The following is a 15,602-nucleotide window of genomic DNA, read 5'->3' on the forward strand; positions in this document are numbered from 1 at the left end:
TCAAAGGTATATACCATTATGACAAAATTTGAAACCTTGGGGTTGGACCAACCCCTATTGGATGCTATTTCCGACCTAGGATTTGAAACCCCATCAGAAGTACAAGAAAAAGCCATTCCCATTTTATTGGAGCAAGACACCGATTTGGTGGCCTTGGCACAAACAGGAACAGGAAAGACCGCAGCTTTCGGTTTTCCAATGATCCAAAAAATCAATGTAGAGAGCAGGACCACACAGGGATTGATTCTTTCCCCTACCCGTGAGCTCTGTCTTCAGATCACCAACGAACTCAAACTTTACTCCAAATACATAAAGGGATTGAACGTAGTGGCCATTTATGGCGGTGCGAGCATTACCGAACAGGCCAGTCAGATCAGAAGAGGGGCACAGATCGTTGTAGCCACCCCAGGCCGTATGAAGGATATGATCGGTCGTGGTATGGTCGATATTTCCAAAATTGATTACTGCGTACTCGACGAGGCAGATGAAATGTTGAACATGGGCTTTTATGAGGATATCAAGGATATTTTGTCCAACACTCCAGAAGAAAAGCTTACTTGGCTTTTTTCGGCCACTATGCCGAAAGAAGTGGCTTCCATTGCCAAAAAGTTTATGGTTCAACCGGTTGAGATTACCGTTGGGACCAAGAATGCCGGAGCGGCCACTGTCCAACATGAATATTACACCGTAGGTGGTCGGGACCGTTACTCTGCCCTTAAACGCTTGGCCGATGCCAACCCCGGGATTTTTTCCGTAGTGTTCTGCCGTACCAAGCGCGACACCCAAAAAGTAGCCGAGAAATTGATCGAGGACGGTTATAATGCCGGTGCTTTGCACGGTGACCTGAGCCAAAACCAGAGGGATTTGGTGATGAACGCCTTCAGGAAAAAACAGGTACAGATGTTGGTGGCCACCGATGTGGCGGCCCGTGGTATCGATGTGGATGACGTGACCCACGTGATCAACTACCAATTGCCCGACGAGATCGAAACCTATACCCATCGAAGCGGCAGAACCGGAAGGGCCGGAAAATCTGGGATTTCCATGGTCATTGTTACCCGTTCTGAGGTGAGGAAAATACGTGCCATAGAAAGCAAAATCAAACAGGAGTTCATCCAGAAGCAGATTCCTTCGGGTATCGAAATCTGTGAAATCCAATTGTATCACTTGGCCAGCAAGATCAAGGAAACCAAGGTCAACAAAGAAATCGACAACTACCTACCGGCCATTTATGACGTATTGGAAGGTATTGATCGCGACGAGTTGATCAAAAAAATGGTGTCCGTAGAGTTTACCCAGTTCTACAATTACTACAGCAAGACCAAGGACTTGAACACCACTGAAGGTGGTAGGGAAAGTCGAGGTGGTGAAGATTTCTCCAGGGAAGATCTTCCATCCGAAGGATCGGTACGCTATTTCATCAACATTGGGGAGCGCGATGGTTATGATTGGATGTCGTTGAAGGATTTTCTTCGGGATACCCTCAACTTGGAAAAGGAGGACATCTACAATGTGGATACGAAGGACAGCTTTTCTTTTTTCAATACGGATGCGCAACTGACCGAATTCATCATCCAAACCTTTACGGACTTTAAGGTTGATGGAAGGTTCATCAACGTTGAAGTATCCACCAAGCCCGGTGGCGGAGGCGGAGGTAAAAAACGTAGTGGCAGAAAAGGTGGCGGCTTTAAAGGAGGTGGCGGCCGCAAAGGCGACAGGAACAAGTCCTTCAAAAGTGGCAAAAAGGGAAATTTCAGTAAAAAAGGCGGTAAAAAGAGACCTGGTTTTTATTAGTTAATTCTATATTAAATGATATCCGGGTCCTGTTTATTTTTCTTTGTTTAGTACATTTATACCTACAAAGATTGCATGAGAAGAATTCTACTTACACTTTTCTCCTTGGTTTCTCTTCTGGGCTTTTCCCAAAATGAGGATGAAAATCAGGAAGTTAAAGAGATAACGGCCACGGTAGTGAATGCGCAGACCGATTTTCCTTTGGAAAGTGTGCACGTCATCAACCTAAACTTGGTAAAAGGGACCATTACGGACCAAAATGGAAAGTTTACCATTCCAGCGGCCGTGAACGATACGCTTTACCTCTCCTATCTCGGTTTCAAGACCCAAAAAATCAGGGTTACCAATGACATGTTCAAGTTTGGGGACACCAAAATTGCTTTGACCGAACTGGCATATGCACTGGAAGAAGTCATCGTTAGACCCTATCAACTCACGGGATATCTGGAAATAGATGTAAAGAACCTGCCTATCAACAATTCCCAACAGTATAGTATTTCGGGATTGCCGACCAGTTATGAGGCGGGCAGTAAAAACCCCAGTGCCGTGACTAAGGTTTTGGGAGCCATCCTCAATCCGGCCGACCTTTTACGGAACCTGTTCGGAAAGAAACCGCGGCAGATGCGCAAACTCAGACAGATCAAGGAAGACGATAACATCCGTGATTTGCTCGCTTCCAAATTCGACAGGGAAACCCTCATGGAGCTGCTTCAATTGGAAAAAGTGGACATTGAGGACATCCTGAACAACTGCAATTATTCAAAGTCGTTTATCAGCACGGCGAACGACCTGCAGATCTTGGATGCCATTTCCAGTTGTTACGAGGAATATAAAGTGTTGAACAGAAAACAGTAAATCATGGTTTAGGGTATTGGGACAGGTCTGCACTGCTATAAATAAATTTTCGAATTCCATATTCATTTTATAGCTTTAGACAAAATCCCAATTCATGAAAAAACTACTTGTCGTCATGTCGATTCTTCCCCTTTTTATAGGCTGCAAGGAAGTTGAAAAACAACCGCAGACCACAGCACAGGTAGTTCAGGAAAAACTGGAGAAAAAAGAAGTCCCTTTTGTTTGGGAAGGTGCCAACGTATACTTCCTGCTTACCGACCGTTTTAACAATGGCAACCCTGAAAATGATGTGAATTTTGACCGCACTAAGGAAACCGGGGTATTGAGAGGCTTTGAAGGCGGTGATATGCAGGGCGTCATCCAAAAAATTGAAGAAGGCTATTTTACCGATTTGGGCATCAATGCCATTTGGCTCACACCCATTGTGGAGCAAATTCACGGTTCCACAGATGAGGGAACAGGCAATACTTATGGGTACCATGGTTATTGGACCAAGGATTGGACGGCCATAGACCCCAACTTCGGCACCAAAAAAGATTTGGAAAAGCTGGTAAAAACTGCCCATGCCAAGGGCATACGTATCCTTTTGGATGTGGTGTTGAACCATACCGGACCCGTGACCGATAAGGACCCTGTTTGGCCCGACGATTGGGTACGGACAGGTCCCCCTTGCGAATTCACCACTTATGAAAACACCACCGAGTGTACCTTGGTGGCCAACTTACCTGATATCCTTACCGAATCCGATGAACCCGTGGAGCTGCCCGATGCGCTCTTGGCCAAATGGAAGGACGAAGGGAGATTGAGCAAGGAACTGGATGAACTGAACCTCTTTTTTGAGCGTACAGGCTATCCCAGGGCTCCCCGTTATTATATCATCAAATGGTTGACGGATTACATCAACGATTATGGGGTGGACGGCTTTCGGGTGGATACCGTGAAACACGTAAACGAAAACGCATGGCAAGACCTACACAAGGAAGCTGTCTACGCGTTTGAAATGTGGAAGAAAAAACATCAGGATAGGATATTGGACGAGAATCCCTTCTACATGGTGGGGGAAGTCTACAACTATGGGATTTCCGGAGGGCGCGACTATGATTTTGGGGACAAAAAAGTGGATTTCTTCAGTTATGGCTTTAAAAGTCTTATCAATTTTGAATTGAAGACCGATGCCAACAACGACTATGAAACCATTTTTTCCAAATACAGCAACCTCTTAAACACCAAGTTGAAGGGCAAGAGCGTGCTCAACTACCTTTCTTCACACGATGACGGGGGACCTTTTGACCGAGAAAGAAAACAACCCTATCGGGCTGCCAACGTACTATTATTGACTCCTGGTGCCTCGCAGATCTATTACGGGGATGAAACCTCAAGACCTTTGATCGTTGAGGGTGCACAAGGTGATGCCAACCTACGTTCTTTCATGAACTGGAAGGATTTGGACTCTGTTCCCAACATTCAGAAAATACACAAACACTGGCAAAAACTGGGTCAGTTCCGCAGGAACCATCCCGCCATAGGTGCCGGCAAGCACAAACGCTTGGCAAAATCACCCTATGTGTTCTCCCGAACCTACGTGGAAGGCGAATATAAGGACAAAGTCGTGGTTGGACTGGATTTGCCCAAGGGCAAAAAATCGCTTTGGGTAAAAGGGTTCTTCGGTGATGGCACCAAGTTATACGATACCTATTCCGAAACCGAGGTCATGGTTTCCAACGGCAAGGTTGTATTGGAAAATGATTTCGACACCGCATTGTTGGAACTGGTGGAATAATTTCAGTTCTCTTTTGCTATAATCTTTTTCAATTTAGGCAATACAGCGAATAATATAACTGTTTGAATCAGAACATTCAATGGGAATAGTCCATTCACAACAAAATCTTCAAACTGTAAATTGTTAACAGAAAAAGGAAATCCCTTATAAAAAAATGAGGTGGGCATCCCTATTAAAAAACCAATAATTGAGTTGGTTCTATTTTGACTAGAAGATAACGCTTCATCCCCCATACTGAAGAACATAGCAAAGAAAGCAAGAATAAATTCAAGTATAAATAGAAAAACAAAAGTTACTATTATTTGGGATGTTCTTTTTTCCCAAAATTTCGGATTACTCATATATCCCACAATTGAAAGCTAAGGTTATTTTTCCAAGGCCTCTTTTAGATTGGCAAGTCCTTCCTCAAAATCCTTGCCCACCGCCTTGTCCATGTTCATGAACAACATCATGATGCTCATGGGGAATTTGTTTTTTCCCGAAAACCCCCAGACTACCTTGGTGGAATCCTTATCCACCTCTTCTGTAACCAAATAACAGTCAGAAGTGGACTCCCATGGTTTTAAAAAGCGAAGCTCGGACTCTACCCGTTCCCCTTCCACAATTTTGGTGATTTCCTGTTCCCCTTCCCCTACCTGCTTGTTGCCTTTCCAATGGTTGGTGGCACCGACTTCACCATCGGTTCCCGTAAAGGTTTGCACCATATTAGGGTCCTTTTTGGCCCATGGACTCCAAACATCTTGATTTTTCAGGGATTTGAGATACGTGAAAACTTCCGCTTTCGGTTTGGCAATTATGACCGAACGAGAAACATCATAGGTTTTTGGGGCCACAGCCGCCAAGATGAGGACGAGCACCACAATGCCCAAGAGAATATACAGGAATAACATAACGCTAATGGATTGGTTTACAACTAAAAATACAAAAAAAACCTAGTCGGCATAATATCTTTTGATGATGCCTTTTACGTGTTGGATGGATTTTTGGGTCCAGTCCATCCGCTTTTCAAGAATCTCAGTTTCGGTCAGTCGCCAATCCAAGTGGGAGACCCTCACTTTATGCGCCGCATCCTGTATAATGATGGCCGCCGCCACGGAGACGTTAAGGCTCTCTGAAAAACCTACCATGGGAATTTTGAGGTAGCCATCGGCTTGCTGCATCACAGCTTCACTCAACCCCTCTTTTTCAGTACCAAAAAATAGGGCCGACTTCTTTTCTGGGAAAAAATCGGGCATAAGGGTAGAATTATCATGGGGTGTGGTAGCGATGATCTGATAGCCTTGTTGCTTTAAGGAGGTGATACAATCCGAAGTATTTCGGTATTGGTGCACATCCACCCATTTTTCGGCGCCCATGGCAATGTTCTTGTCCAGCTTTTTGGCAAAACGGTCTTCCACCACATGTACTTCCTGTACCCCGAACACATCACAACTGCGGATGATGGCACTGGTATTATGCATTTGGAACACATCTTCAATGGCAACGGTAATGTGCTTGGTACGGAGCTGCAACACTTCTAAAAAACGCTGTTTGCGCTCCTCAGTAAGATAGCCCTCCAAATAGTCCAACAAGTCCAAATCTACCATGGGGCACAAGATAGAAAAATTTGAAGAGGCATATTCAAACTACTTAAAATGGAAAAAGAAACCAATTTTATGGTAATTTGGAGGAAGCATGTAAATGCTTTATCAATAGAAAAATAATTTTAGCATTAATATATAACCCACAGTAATGTTATTGAAAATCGCCAAATATTTCTCAGTAATCTTCCTTTTATCGAGTTGTGGAAATCATAATAAAGAACTTAAAAAATATGGGTGGTTTAAGTTGAATAAAAATGATAGTTTAAATGTTTTATTACAAATATCAGATTTTGATAATTATGGAAAATTTCTATACCGACTTAAAGATATCACCTGTCATGATAGCATTCCAATAATTGTTCTCGAAACGAAAAAGAAAATTCGTCATATCTACCCAATTGAATATTGTGAAGTACCAATGTTTGATCCTAAAACTAGAAACACATTTTACATTGACGAGGATAGCATTTATAAAAATGAACGACAAGTTCAATCTGTCAACTTAACTTCATTGTTGAAGGAGAACTATGAAAATATGGGAACAAAAGCTGATTTTGCAGATAGTCCTGATAAGGTTTTATTCATATTTGAAATATCTAAAAACAAAGGAATGAATGGAATTCAAAAACATTTAGAACTAATTACAAAATCATATGACTCTTTAGAAACAAAAAACGATTTGAAAATTCTTTTTTGGAGAAAAATTGATATTGTACCTGAATTTGAAAATGGAGAATTACGTTTTAAAAATGTGGAATAAAATGATAATGACGTCATTCTCGGAACTAAATAACAGTAGATTCCCCAGAGCCTGAAGCCTCCGATTCAAGAATCATTGTAATTAAATTAAAACAACCTCCCTCCTTGCCGCAATCACACCGCATAGGAAGTACTGAAAATCATATATTTACCTTTACAAACTAGACAAACACCACTAAATCCACGCACATGAAATCCAAGTTCGCATTTATCCTTCCGCTCTTCCTCCTAGTGACCCTACTAAGCTGTAAAACGGGCCAACTTCCCTCAACCCTTTCCAAAGGCATGTACAAAGTGACCATTTTGTACCCAAATGGTGAGGGCAAAACCTTCGATATGGATTATTACGAACAAAAACACATGCCCATGGTGGCCAATTTTATCGGGGATAACCTAAAATTTTATGAGATTGACAAGGTCATCTCCGGCAGAACCCCCAACGATCAACCACCCCATTTGGCCGTAGGCTATTTTTATGTGAGTAACATTCCAGAATACAACCAAGCCATAGGGGCAAACATCGATGCCATTGTGAGCGACTTTAAAAATTACACAAACATTCAACCCGTGGTACAGATCAGCGAGATCCGACAAGTAGTCTATCAGAAATAAACAGCTCTATTGGTCTTGCTTGGCAGCAATTTGGCAATGGCCGTCAGCAATCCTTTTCCTATCTTTAGTCGTACAAACCAGCACCATGAAACAAACACTTCTGCTCTCCATTTGCTTTCTGATTTCAATGGGCATTGGCGCCCAAGCAACCCAAACCGATTCCCTTTCGGTGCCAGAACCAAAATCCTTTATCAGTTACCACCAAATCACCAATGGTGGCAAATTGATCAAGTATACGGCCATTGCTTCCGAAACCTATCTGAAAAACGAAAAAGGGGAACCTGTGGCCTCCATCTGGTCCACAGCCTATGTGCAACAAGGTGTGGAGGATACCACCAAACGGCCAGTGGCCTTTGTATTCAATGGTGGACCCGGGTCGGCTTCCGTGTGGTTGCAAATGGGCATGTTCGGTCCGCAATTGGTAAAAACAGACTCTGATGCCACTAAAGATGATGGGGCCGCCCCCTACTCCCTGGTTCCCAACACCCATGGCATCTTAGATTTGACCGACTTGGTCTTTATCGACCCCGTAGGTACCGGCTATAGCAAAGTCATCGGGAAGGGCAAGGAAGAAGATTTTTGGGGACTCACCCAAGATGCAAACTCCGTGGCACAGTTCATACGGCAATGGGTCACCGAAAACAAGCGTTGGATGTCCCCCAAATACATCATCGGCGAAAGTTTTGGCACCACTAGGGCCGCTGGAGTGGCGAATGCCTTGGAAGGCGATGGGCAGGACATGGCCTTGAACGGTCTGATCCTGATTTCCCAAGCATTGGATTACGCGGGTTCTACTTCCGAACATGATAACATCACCTCCTATCTGACCTATTTGCCCAGTATGGCCGCCACGGCGTGGTACCATAAAAAAGCCGGTCAGGGCAAATCCCTCGAGGCCTTTGTCGAAGAATGTCGAAATTTCACGTACAATACCTATGCCCCGGCCCTGTACAAAGGCTCCTTGTTGACCGATACTGAAAAGAATAAAATCGCGGAGCAGCTTAGTCAGTTTACGGGGTTGGACAAAGCTTATATTTTAAAATCGAACCTGAGGGTGTTGGTACCCCGATTCCAAAAGCAACTCCTTGCGGATAAAGGCCTTGCCGTGGGCCGCTTGGACGGCCGCTTTATGGGTGACGAAGTGGACAAGCTTTCAGATGGACCCCACTTGGGCGATCCGGCGAGTTACCAAATCGGTTCGGCCTATACCGCTGGGCTTAACCATTATTACGCCTCCACGTTGAAGGTAGACATGGACAGGCCTTATTTGACGGGGAATGACGCCATTTACGGCAAATGGGACTGGAAACCTGTGCCCGAGGGACACGGTTGGGAACCTTCCTATGTGAACGTGACGCGAAAGTTAAGTGAGACCATGCGAAGAAACACGGGAATGAAAGTGATGGTCGCCTGTGGCTATTACGACCTCATCTGTCCTTTTTTTGATGCTGAATACACTTTTTCCAGAAATGGTATCGAACGGGAAAAAGTTCAACTATTCTATTACGAAGCAGGTCATATGATGTACACCCATGAACCTGATTTGGTGAAATTGGCCCATGATATTCGGGTATTTCTAACAAATTGACGTCCAAAAAACTTCAAAGTAAAATGTCAAAACCAAAAATAGTAGTCCTTACCGGAGCCGGAATGAGTGCCGAAAGTGGGTTAAAAACCTTTCGCGATGCCAATGGTCTATGGGAAGGGCACGACGTGATGGAAGTGGCCTCTCCCCAAGGTTTTGCACGAAACCCGGAATTGGTCTTGGAGTTCTATAATCAAAGACGACGACAACTGTTGGAGGTCAGCCCCAATGAAGGCCATTTGGCCTTGGCAAAACTGGAGCAACAGTTTGATGTGAGCATCGTGACCCAAAACGTGGACAACCTGCACGAACAGGCAGGCAGTTCCCATGTGGTGCATCTGCACGGCGAACTCTTTAAAGTACGGAGCATTTGGGACGAAAACCATGTGTTGGAATGGAAAAAGGACCTGGTTTTAGGTGATCTGGACCCCAATGGCCACCAACTACGCCCTCATATCGTTTGGTTCGGGGAAATGGTCCCCATGTTGGAAACGGCAGCGGAAATCACCCAGAAGGCCGATGTTTTGATCATCATTGGTACCTCCATGCAGGTATATCCAGCGGCCAGTCTGATCCATTATGTGGACCACCAAACCCCTATCTATTTTGTAGATCCCAAACCTACGGTTCGGATATCGGATTTCGGGAAGCTTACCATCATCCAAAAAACAGCGGTCGAAGGGGTTCCTCCACTTGTGGAAGCGCTTTTCAATACTTGGCCCTAGTCGCATCGGCCCAAGAAACCAAGGCACTCACTTGGGCTTCGGTCAATCGAGCATCGCCGTGGGTCCAAGTGTATTCTTTTAAAGGCATGCCCCCGTGTTTGACCTCATCGACCAATTCTTCCAATTTGTGGTCCTTCTTTTTATCGGCATAGTTTTCCCAATCGGAAAAATTGAGATGTCTCTTACCATCATTGACATGGCCTGCCATCCAATAGGAAACCGGAGCGATATTGTTGTACCATGGGTATTCGGTATTGGCACTGTGACAATCATAACAAGCCGATTGCAAAATTTCCTTCACCTCGGCACTGGGTTGGGTATCAGCCTCAAAAGCGGCCACATAATCACCTTCGGCCTGGTTCTTTTCTGGTCTGTAAAATTGCATCCCAATAAAAATGATCAACAAGGCAATTGCTATTTTTTTTACTATTTTCATCACTCAAGGATTTCCGTAAATATACGTTTTTGTGACAGAAAAAGAACTGCATATCTCGATGACTTCCGGCAGGCTTTCCAAGGCCCAAGTGGATGTCCTTGTTGACCAAATGTCACCATTTCCTGAGCTTGCCGAGCAACTCTTCAATGAAGTATTGTTGGAGGATAAAGAAGGGACTTTCAATGCCAGTTGGACCTTTGATAACCTGATGCGCAAAAAGCTGGACTATCTTTTACCTTTTTTTGGGACTTTTGTGGGTAGTCTTTCCTGCTTAAAGACAGAATCCTGTATCCGCCCATTGGCCCATGTGTGTGAAATGGTCTGTGTTGCCTATTTCAAAAAGAAAGACCTTGCCTTTGTAAAGAATATCACCGATGAACAGTTGGAGCAAATGATGACCTGCTGTTTCGATTGGCTCATCAGCCCGATGAACATGGCGCCCAAGGTCTTTTCCATGACCAGCCTATATTATTTGGGGATGAAATTTTCGTGGGTGCACCCCGAATTGAAGCAAGTATTGCTGGACACCTGTCCTACGGGAACGACCGGCTATCAAAATCGGGCCAAAAAAACACTGGATAAGTTAGCCCGATTGGGGGTCTAAACCCTATAGTTTAAGTATCTTTGATGCTTTCAAAATTTTCGTGACCATGTCGTTGACCCAACTAAATGCCATTTCGCCCATTGACGGTAGATATCGAAGCAAGACCGAGGCCCTTCAGCACTATTTTTCCGAGGAGGCCTTAATCAAATATCGCGTTCAGGTAGAGATCGAATATTTTATCGCCCTTTGCGAGATTCCCTTGCCCCAATTGGCGGACTTCAATACGGCACTGTTCCCTGAGCTTCAAAAAATCTATAAGGATTTTTCCACTGAGGATGCGCAGTCCATAAAGGAAATTGAAAAGACCACCAATCACGATGTGAAGGCCGTGGAATATTTCATCAAGCAAAAGTTTGATGCATTGGGGCTACAAAAGCACAAGGAGTTCATCCACTTTGGATTGACTTCCCAAGATATCAACAACACCGCCATTCCACTTTCCATCAAGGAAGCCATGAATGAGGTATATGTTCCCGCTTATTTTGAGGTATTTGAAAAATTGAAGGAATTGGCCAAGGAATGGAAAAACATCCCCATGCTGGCCAGAACCCATGGTCAACCGGCCTCCCCCACCCGTTTGGGCAAGGAAATTGAGGTATTCGTGGAACGTTTCAAGGAGCAGTTCAATTTATTGAACGACATCCCCAGTGCTGCCAAGTTTGGGGGTGCCACCGGAAATTACAATGCCCACAAAGTTGCCTATCCAAACAACGACTGGAAGGCATTTGGACAAAAATTTGTGCAGGAAAAATTGGGATTGTACCACTCCTTCCCGACTACCCAAATAGAGCATTACGACCACATGGCCGCCCTTTTCGATTGTCTGAAACGCATCAACACCATCTTGATCGATTTGGATCGTGATTTTTGGACCTATATCTCCATGGATTATTTTAAGCAAAAAATCAAAAAGGGGGAAGTAGGATCATCGGCCATGCCGCACAAGGTGAATCCTATTGATTTTGAGAACTCCGAAGGAAATTTGGGACTGGCCAATGCCATTTTTGAACACTTGTCCGCCAAACTGCCCATTTCCCGCTTGCAGCGCGACTTGACCGACAGTACCGTGCTCAGGAATGTGGGGGTTCCCTTTGCCCATACGCTGGTTGGTTTCCAATCCACGTTAAAAGGGTTGAACAAACTGGTTTTGAACCAAGACAAGTTTGAAAAGGATTTGGAGGACAACTGGGCCGTGGTGGCCGAGGCCATCCAGACGATTTTGCGCAGGGAAGGCTATCCGAACCCCTATGAAGCCCTAAAGGGCTTGACCCGCACCAACGAGAAGATTACCCAAAAGTCCATTGCGGATTTTATTGATACTCTGGAGGTTTCAGATGCCATCAAAGCTGAACTGAAACACATAACCCCAGCGAATTATACTGGGGTGTAATGAGTGTTTTTCGAAAAATCTTATTCACTTTTGGATTCTTTTTTCTCTTTAGTGGTTCACTTTTAAAAATACTTCACTGGGAATTTGGCCCCATTAATGGCGCTTTATTGATTGCTTTTGGATACCTTTTTCTTTTTGCAGGAATAGTTCTTTACATATGGCGGAAACCCAAAAACTAACCCTAGAGAATTATACCGGGTTTAGATTTAATTTTAAAAGTAAATTCTAAGCATTTTTGTGAATTTCCACTTGGTGCGGATATGGAATCTCGATACCAGCGGCATCCAAGGCCAACTTGCAATTTTCATATGTGGAAAAGTACACATCCCAATAATCTTCGGGCTTACAGAAAGGTCGTACGGCAAAATTTACGGAACTATCCGCCAATTCCATCACATTGACCGACGGCGCAGGATCTTGCAGCACTTTTGGGTTGGAAGTCAACACATTCAACAGCACTTCCTTGGTCTTTTTGATATCTTCCCCATAACCGACCCCGATTACGGTATCGACCCGCATTTTGCCCTCTGCCGTGTAGTTGATGATATTTCCATTGGCCATGGCACCATTGGGCACAATGGCGAGTTTATTCTGTGGGGTAATCAGTTTGGTAGTGAAAATTTCCACCTCCTTGACCACACCCAGCACGCCTTGGGCCTCTATCAAATCCCCTATCCGGTATGGCTTGAAAATCATCAATAGAACTCCTCCTGCGAAATTAGACAATGAACCCTGAAGGGCCAAACCTACTGCCAAACCGGCAGCAGCGATAACGGCGGCAAACGTGGTAACATCTACCCCCAATCGTGATATTACCACGATAATCAAGAATACCTTGAGTGCCCAAGAGAACAGGTTCAATAAAAAACGCTGTAGGGATTCATCATATTTACTTTTGGACATGACCTTTCGGGTACCCTTGACCACTCTTTTGATGACCCACATACCTACAAGGTAGATGAGGATGGCCGTAACAAGTTTAGGCCCAAATTCCTTGGCCAGATCAAGGCCATAATTGATCCATTCTTCTGCTTTTTCCATAGTGCTTGATTTATGTTAGTGTTCCTGTGATGAGACACTAAGTTACTAAACAAGGTCACCAAAACGACCTAAAAATCCAATTTTTAGAAAAAGAAAAGGGCGACAAATGTCGCCCCTTACCCAAAATTTATGATGATTGGTCTTAGCCTTTCAAGAATTCGCCGATCTCACCCAATCCTTCTCCTTTGTAATCGGATTTTTGGATGGCCTGCATCAATTGCATAATGTGGGCCGGATTCATGTTCTTGCCCAGTACACGTACCAATGCAAAGCCTTTATCGTTGCTGTCGCCATAAATGATGACCTCATCAATGGCATCTTCCTCACCCAAATATTTGATTACGCCTTTACCATACTTGGAGTTGATCTTCATGAGTTCCACAAATTTATCCCCTTTCAGGATTTCCTTTACTTTTTTCTTCTCCATTTCATATTCGGCCTCGTTATCGGCGTTCTTTTTAAAGGCCAACAAGTTGAACTTGCGTAGGGATTCCACAGCTTCCTTTTGGGCAGGTGTCAAATCCACCCCTTCCATTTTAAGGATACTGGCCGGAACGTCTATGGATAGGAAATTAGGGTTCTCGGAATTGTCCACATAATACTCCTGCAAACTCTGTTGCGAGGAGCAGGAAGCCAAAAGGACAGCTCCCATCACTGCGATACTTTTTAAAATACTTTTCATTTCTATGCTTTTTTGATTGATGTAAAAACAGCAAAATCAGCTGACAGTAATTAGTTGCGGATTATTGCATTTTGTTACAATATACAACTCATTACTGCCAGCCGATTGTGATCTTAGTTATCCTTGCCTGCTTTGTTCAGTTCTTCAGGCAGGTTCATCTTCTTGGTCAACGAATTGATCTTGTTCAAATCGATGTCGCCAGTAAGGGAGAGGATTACGGTCTCGAACTTATGTCCATTCGCTTCCACATCCTTTATTCCGGTAACAAACATCAATAGTTCGCTTACGTGGTCATCATCCCTACCTTGCTTGATATAGAACTTTACATTGGCATCCTTGTCCTTTATTCGCATCAACTCTTCTAGTTTGGAGGAACCCAAGTAACTGTTCACCGCGGATTTCATATCGGCACCGATGTTTTTGTTATCGGTGGTAAATACCTTCAAGCTCTTCAGGCTACTGGCAATGTCCATAAAATCCCTAGCTTCTGGATCATCCACCTCTACATCGATCTTTGCCAATAGGTTGAACATGCTCTTGTTCACTACCACGGAGGTTACTTCATCCATGTCCTCGAACTTGTCAAATAAGGATTGTGAAAATCCGGCAAGTGGTAGTACGGTCATCAATAGGATTAAAATATGCTTTCTCATCTTTTTCGTTTTTTAATTGTTGTTATAAATTTTCTCTCTTGCTGCTTCAAACTCTTTAAGGTAGGCCACTTTTTCTGTTCCCCGGCCAAAATTCTCCGCTAAGAGCTCAAATGCTTTTTTGGTTTCCTGGTAGGCATACTCTGCCTCTTTTCTTTCTTGGTATTGTTTACCAAAATAGATGCCAAAGGTCAAAACTACTGCCGCTGCAACGGATAGCCATTTGTAATAGTTTACTCTAGGTTTTAATGGAACCTGCTTGGTGTACCTTTCTTCCTTGGCGATGGAAAAGTAGTTGAACATGGGCCTGTACTGCTCCAAGTGCGGTGCCACGCTGTCCTGTGCGAAATACTCCCTGAGTTTTCTTTCTTCGTCCACAGTGCTAGTGGCCTCGAAATACTTTTCCAATATTTTTTCTATGTTAACCAATTCCATAGCTATGTTTTTTTGTTAATTCTTCCCTTACTGTTTTTCTTGCCCTGGACAGTGCCACACGCACTGCCGTAGGTTTCATGTCGAGCAGATCGCAGATCTCCTCAAACTCATATTGCTCCACATCGCGCAGCTGCAATACCATTTTTTGTTGTTCTGGCAGGTCTTCCATAATGCGCTCCATCCAGCCAATGCTGTCCTCGGCTTCCAATTGTCGTTGAAGCGACACATTTTCATCTGTGTAGTTGCTGTGCACCAATTTCAGGTTACCCGCTTGTTTGGACTTTAATCGGTCCAAACAAAAGTTTTTGGTCATGGTCATGGCAAAGGCCTCAACATTTTTGTACTCTCCCATCGACTCATTTTTCGACCAAAGCTTCAACAAAATTTCCTGTGTGGCATCTTCCGCTTCCTCCCTGGACACCAGCAGGCGCTTGGCCATTCGGTAAAGCTTGTCCTTAAAGGGCATCACCACGTTTAAAAATTCTGTCTGTTTCATTTGGTTGTCTTAGTTGTTTTCAGGCTTTCTTATCGCCCTACATTATCACGACGACACATATCGAAATTTGTTACAAAAAATTTGCAATCTCCTCAGATGTACCTATTTTGCAGAGCAAATGTATCCCGTTATACGGGGATTCCATGAAGTTTCTTCCAGTGCTTCTGGCGCTAAA

Annotated in this window: 18 protein-coding genes; 9 read left to right on the forward strand and 9 right to left on the reverse strand. The window is 44.0% G+C overall.

Annotation, left to right across the window (positions count from 1 at the left end):
* The first annotated feature begins 18 nt into the window (after window positions 1–18).
* From D2V05_RS18445 to D2V05_RS18455, 3 genes are all read left to right on the forward strand, one after another.
* The gene (locus D2V05_RS18445) at window positions 19–1,794 is read left to right on the forward strand and encodes a DEAD/DEAH box helicase (RefSeq protein WP_119649010.1); all 1,776 of its coding nucleotides are present in this window, start codon (window positions 19–21) and stop codon (window positions 1,792–1,794) included.
* A 75-nt stretch (window positions 1,795–1,869) separates the two neighbouring features.
* Window positions 1,870–2,649: a carboxypeptidase-like regulatory domain-containing protein gene (locus D2V05_RS18450; RefSeq protein WP_119649012.1), complete on the forward strand. Its 780-nt coding sequence runs from the start codon at window positions 1,870–1,872 to the stop codon at window positions 2,647–2,649.
* Window positions 2,650–2,743: 94 nt separating this feature from the next.
* Window positions 2,744–4,429 (forward strand): alpha-amylase family glycosyl hydrolase, encoded by a 1,686-nt coding sequence (locus tag D2V05_RS18455; RefSeq protein WP_119649013.1) that lies wholly within the window; start codon window positions 2,744–2,746, stop codon window positions 4,427–4,429.
* Between the two features lie 2 nt (window positions 4,430–4,431).
* On the opposite strand, the gene D2V05_RS18460 is transcribed toward D2V05_RS18455, so the two are convergent.
* Genes D2V05_RS18460 through D2V05_RS18470 form a run of 3 tightly spaced genes read right to left on the reverse strand, consistent with a single transcriptional unit; the run spans window position 4,432 to window position 6,015 of the window.
* Window positions 4,432–4,770, reverse strand: coding sequence for a hypothetical protein (locus D2V05_RS18460; protein WP_119649015.1), 339 nt, complete (start codon window positions 4,768–4,770; stop codon window positions 4,432–4,434).
* Between the two features lie 24 nt (window positions 4,771–4,794).
* On the reverse strand, window positions 4,795–5,319 hold the full coding sequence (locus tag D2V05_RS18465; RefSeq protein WP_119649017.1) for an SRPBCC family protein: 525 nt from the start codon (window positions 5,317–5,319) through the stop codon (window positions 4,795–4,797).
* A 42-nt stretch (window positions 5,320–5,361) separates the two neighbouring features.
* On the reverse strand, window positions 5,362–6,015 hold the full coding sequence (locus tag D2V05_RS18470) for a TrmH family RNA methyltransferase (protein ID WP_119649019.1): 654 nt from the start codon (window positions 6,013–6,015) through the stop codon (window positions 5,362–5,364).
* Window positions 6,016–6,160: 145 nt separating this feature from the next.
* Between D2V05_RS18470 and D2V05_RS18475 the strand changes: the two genes are divergently transcribed.
* From D2V05_RS18475 to D2V05_RS18490, 4 genes are all read left to right on the forward strand, one after another.
* On the forward strand, window positions 6,161–6,772 hold the full coding sequence (locus tag D2V05_RS18475) for a hypothetical protein (protein WP_119649021.1): 612 nt from the start codon (window positions 6,161–6,163) through the stop codon (window positions 6,770–6,772).
* Between the two features lie 188 nt (window positions 6,773–6,960).
* Window positions 6,961–7,383 carry an EthD family reductase gene (locus tag D2V05_RS18480; protein ID WP_119649023.1) on the forward strand — a complete coding sequence of 141 codons (423 nt, stop codon included), beginning with the start codon at window positions 6,961–6,963 and terminating at the stop codon, window positions 7,381–7,383.
* 85 nt (window positions 7,384–7,468) lie between these two features.
* Entirely contained in the window at window positions 7,469–8,971 is a 1,503-nt protein-coding gene (locus D2V05_RS18485) for a S10 family peptidase (protein WP_119649026.1), read from the forward strand.
* A 23-nt stretch (window positions 8,972–8,994) separates the two neighbouring features.
* The gene (locus D2V05_RS18490) at window positions 8,995–9,693 is read left to right on the forward strand and encodes an SIR2 family NAD-dependent protein deacylase (RefSeq protein ID WP_119649404.1); all 699 of its coding nucleotides are present in this window, start codon (window positions 8,995–8,997) and stop codon (window positions 9,691–9,693) included.
* Here the strand turns inward: D2V05_RS18490 and D2V05_RS18495 are convergent.
* Window positions 9,677–10,129, reverse strand: coding sequence for a heme-binding domain-containing protein (locus D2V05_RS18495; protein ID WP_119649028.1), 453 nt, complete (start codon window positions 10,127–10,129; stop codon window positions 9,677–9,679). The two genes, D2V05_RS18490 and D2V05_RS18495, sit on opposite strands and share 17 nt — an antisense overlap.
* A 31-nt stretch (window positions 10,130–10,160) precedes the next feature.
* On the opposite strand from D2V05_RS18495, the gene D2V05_RS18500 reads away from it, so the two are divergent.
* Window positions 10,161–10,733, forward strand: coding sequence for a hypothetical protein (locus D2V05_RS18500; RefSeq protein WP_147378312.1), 573 nt, complete (start codon window positions 10,161–10,163; stop codon window positions 10,731–10,733).
* A 46-nt stretch (window positions 10,734–10,779) separates the two neighbouring features.
* Window positions 10,780–12,123: an adenylosuccinate lyase gene (purB, locus tag D2V05_RS18505; protein WP_119649032.1), complete on the forward strand. Its 1,344-nt coding sequence runs from the start codon at window positions 10,780–10,782 to the stop codon at window positions 12,121–12,123.
* A gap of 225 nt (window positions 12,124–12,348) precedes the next feature.
* Here the strand turns inward: purB and D2V05_RS18510 are convergent, their stop codons facing one another.
* The 5 genes from D2V05_RS18510 to D2V05_RS18530 all read right to left on the reverse strand — a co-directional run bounded on the left by D2V05_RS18510 (window position 12,349) and on the right by D2V05_RS18530 (window position 15,427).
* Complete coding sequence (locus D2V05_RS18510; protein ID WP_119649034.1) at window positions 12,349–13,164, reverse strand: mechanosensitive ion channel family protein; 816 nt, start codon at window positions 13,162–13,164, stop codon at window positions 12,349–12,351.
* Window positions 13,165–13,306: 142 nt separating this feature from the next.
* The gene (locus D2V05_RS18515; RefSeq protein WP_119649036.1) at window positions 13,307–13,846 is read right to left on the reverse strand and encodes a DUF4252 domain-containing protein; all 540 of its coding nucleotides are present in this window, start codon (window positions 13,844–13,846) and stop codon (window positions 13,307–13,309) included.
* Window positions 13,847–13,959: 113 nt separating this feature from the next.
* Entirely contained in the window at window positions 13,960–14,499 is a 540-nt protein-coding gene (locus tag D2V05_RS18520) for a DUF4252 domain-containing protein (protein WP_119649038.1), read from the reverse strand.
* 12 nt (window positions 14,500–14,511) lie between these two features.
* Window positions 14,512–14,931, reverse strand: a complete 420-nt coding sequence (locus tag D2V05_RS18525; protein ID WP_119649040.1) for a hypothetical protein — start codon at window positions 14,929–14,931, stop codon at window positions 14,512–14,514.
* Entirely contained in the window at window positions 14,918–15,427 is a 510-nt protein-coding gene (locus D2V05_RS18530; RefSeq protein ID WP_119649042.1) for an RNA polymerase sigma factor, read from the reverse strand. The genes D2V05_RS18525 and D2V05_RS18530 overlap by 14 nt, the downstream gene beginning before the upstream one ends.
* Window positions 15,428–15,602 lie beyond the last annotated feature (175 nt).

This window comes from Flagellimonas pelagia, from assembly GCF_003584135.1.
GTDB classification, from domain to species: Bacteria; Bacteroidota; Bacteroidia; order Flavobacteriales; family Flavobacteriaceae; genus Flagellimonas; species Flagellimonas pelagia.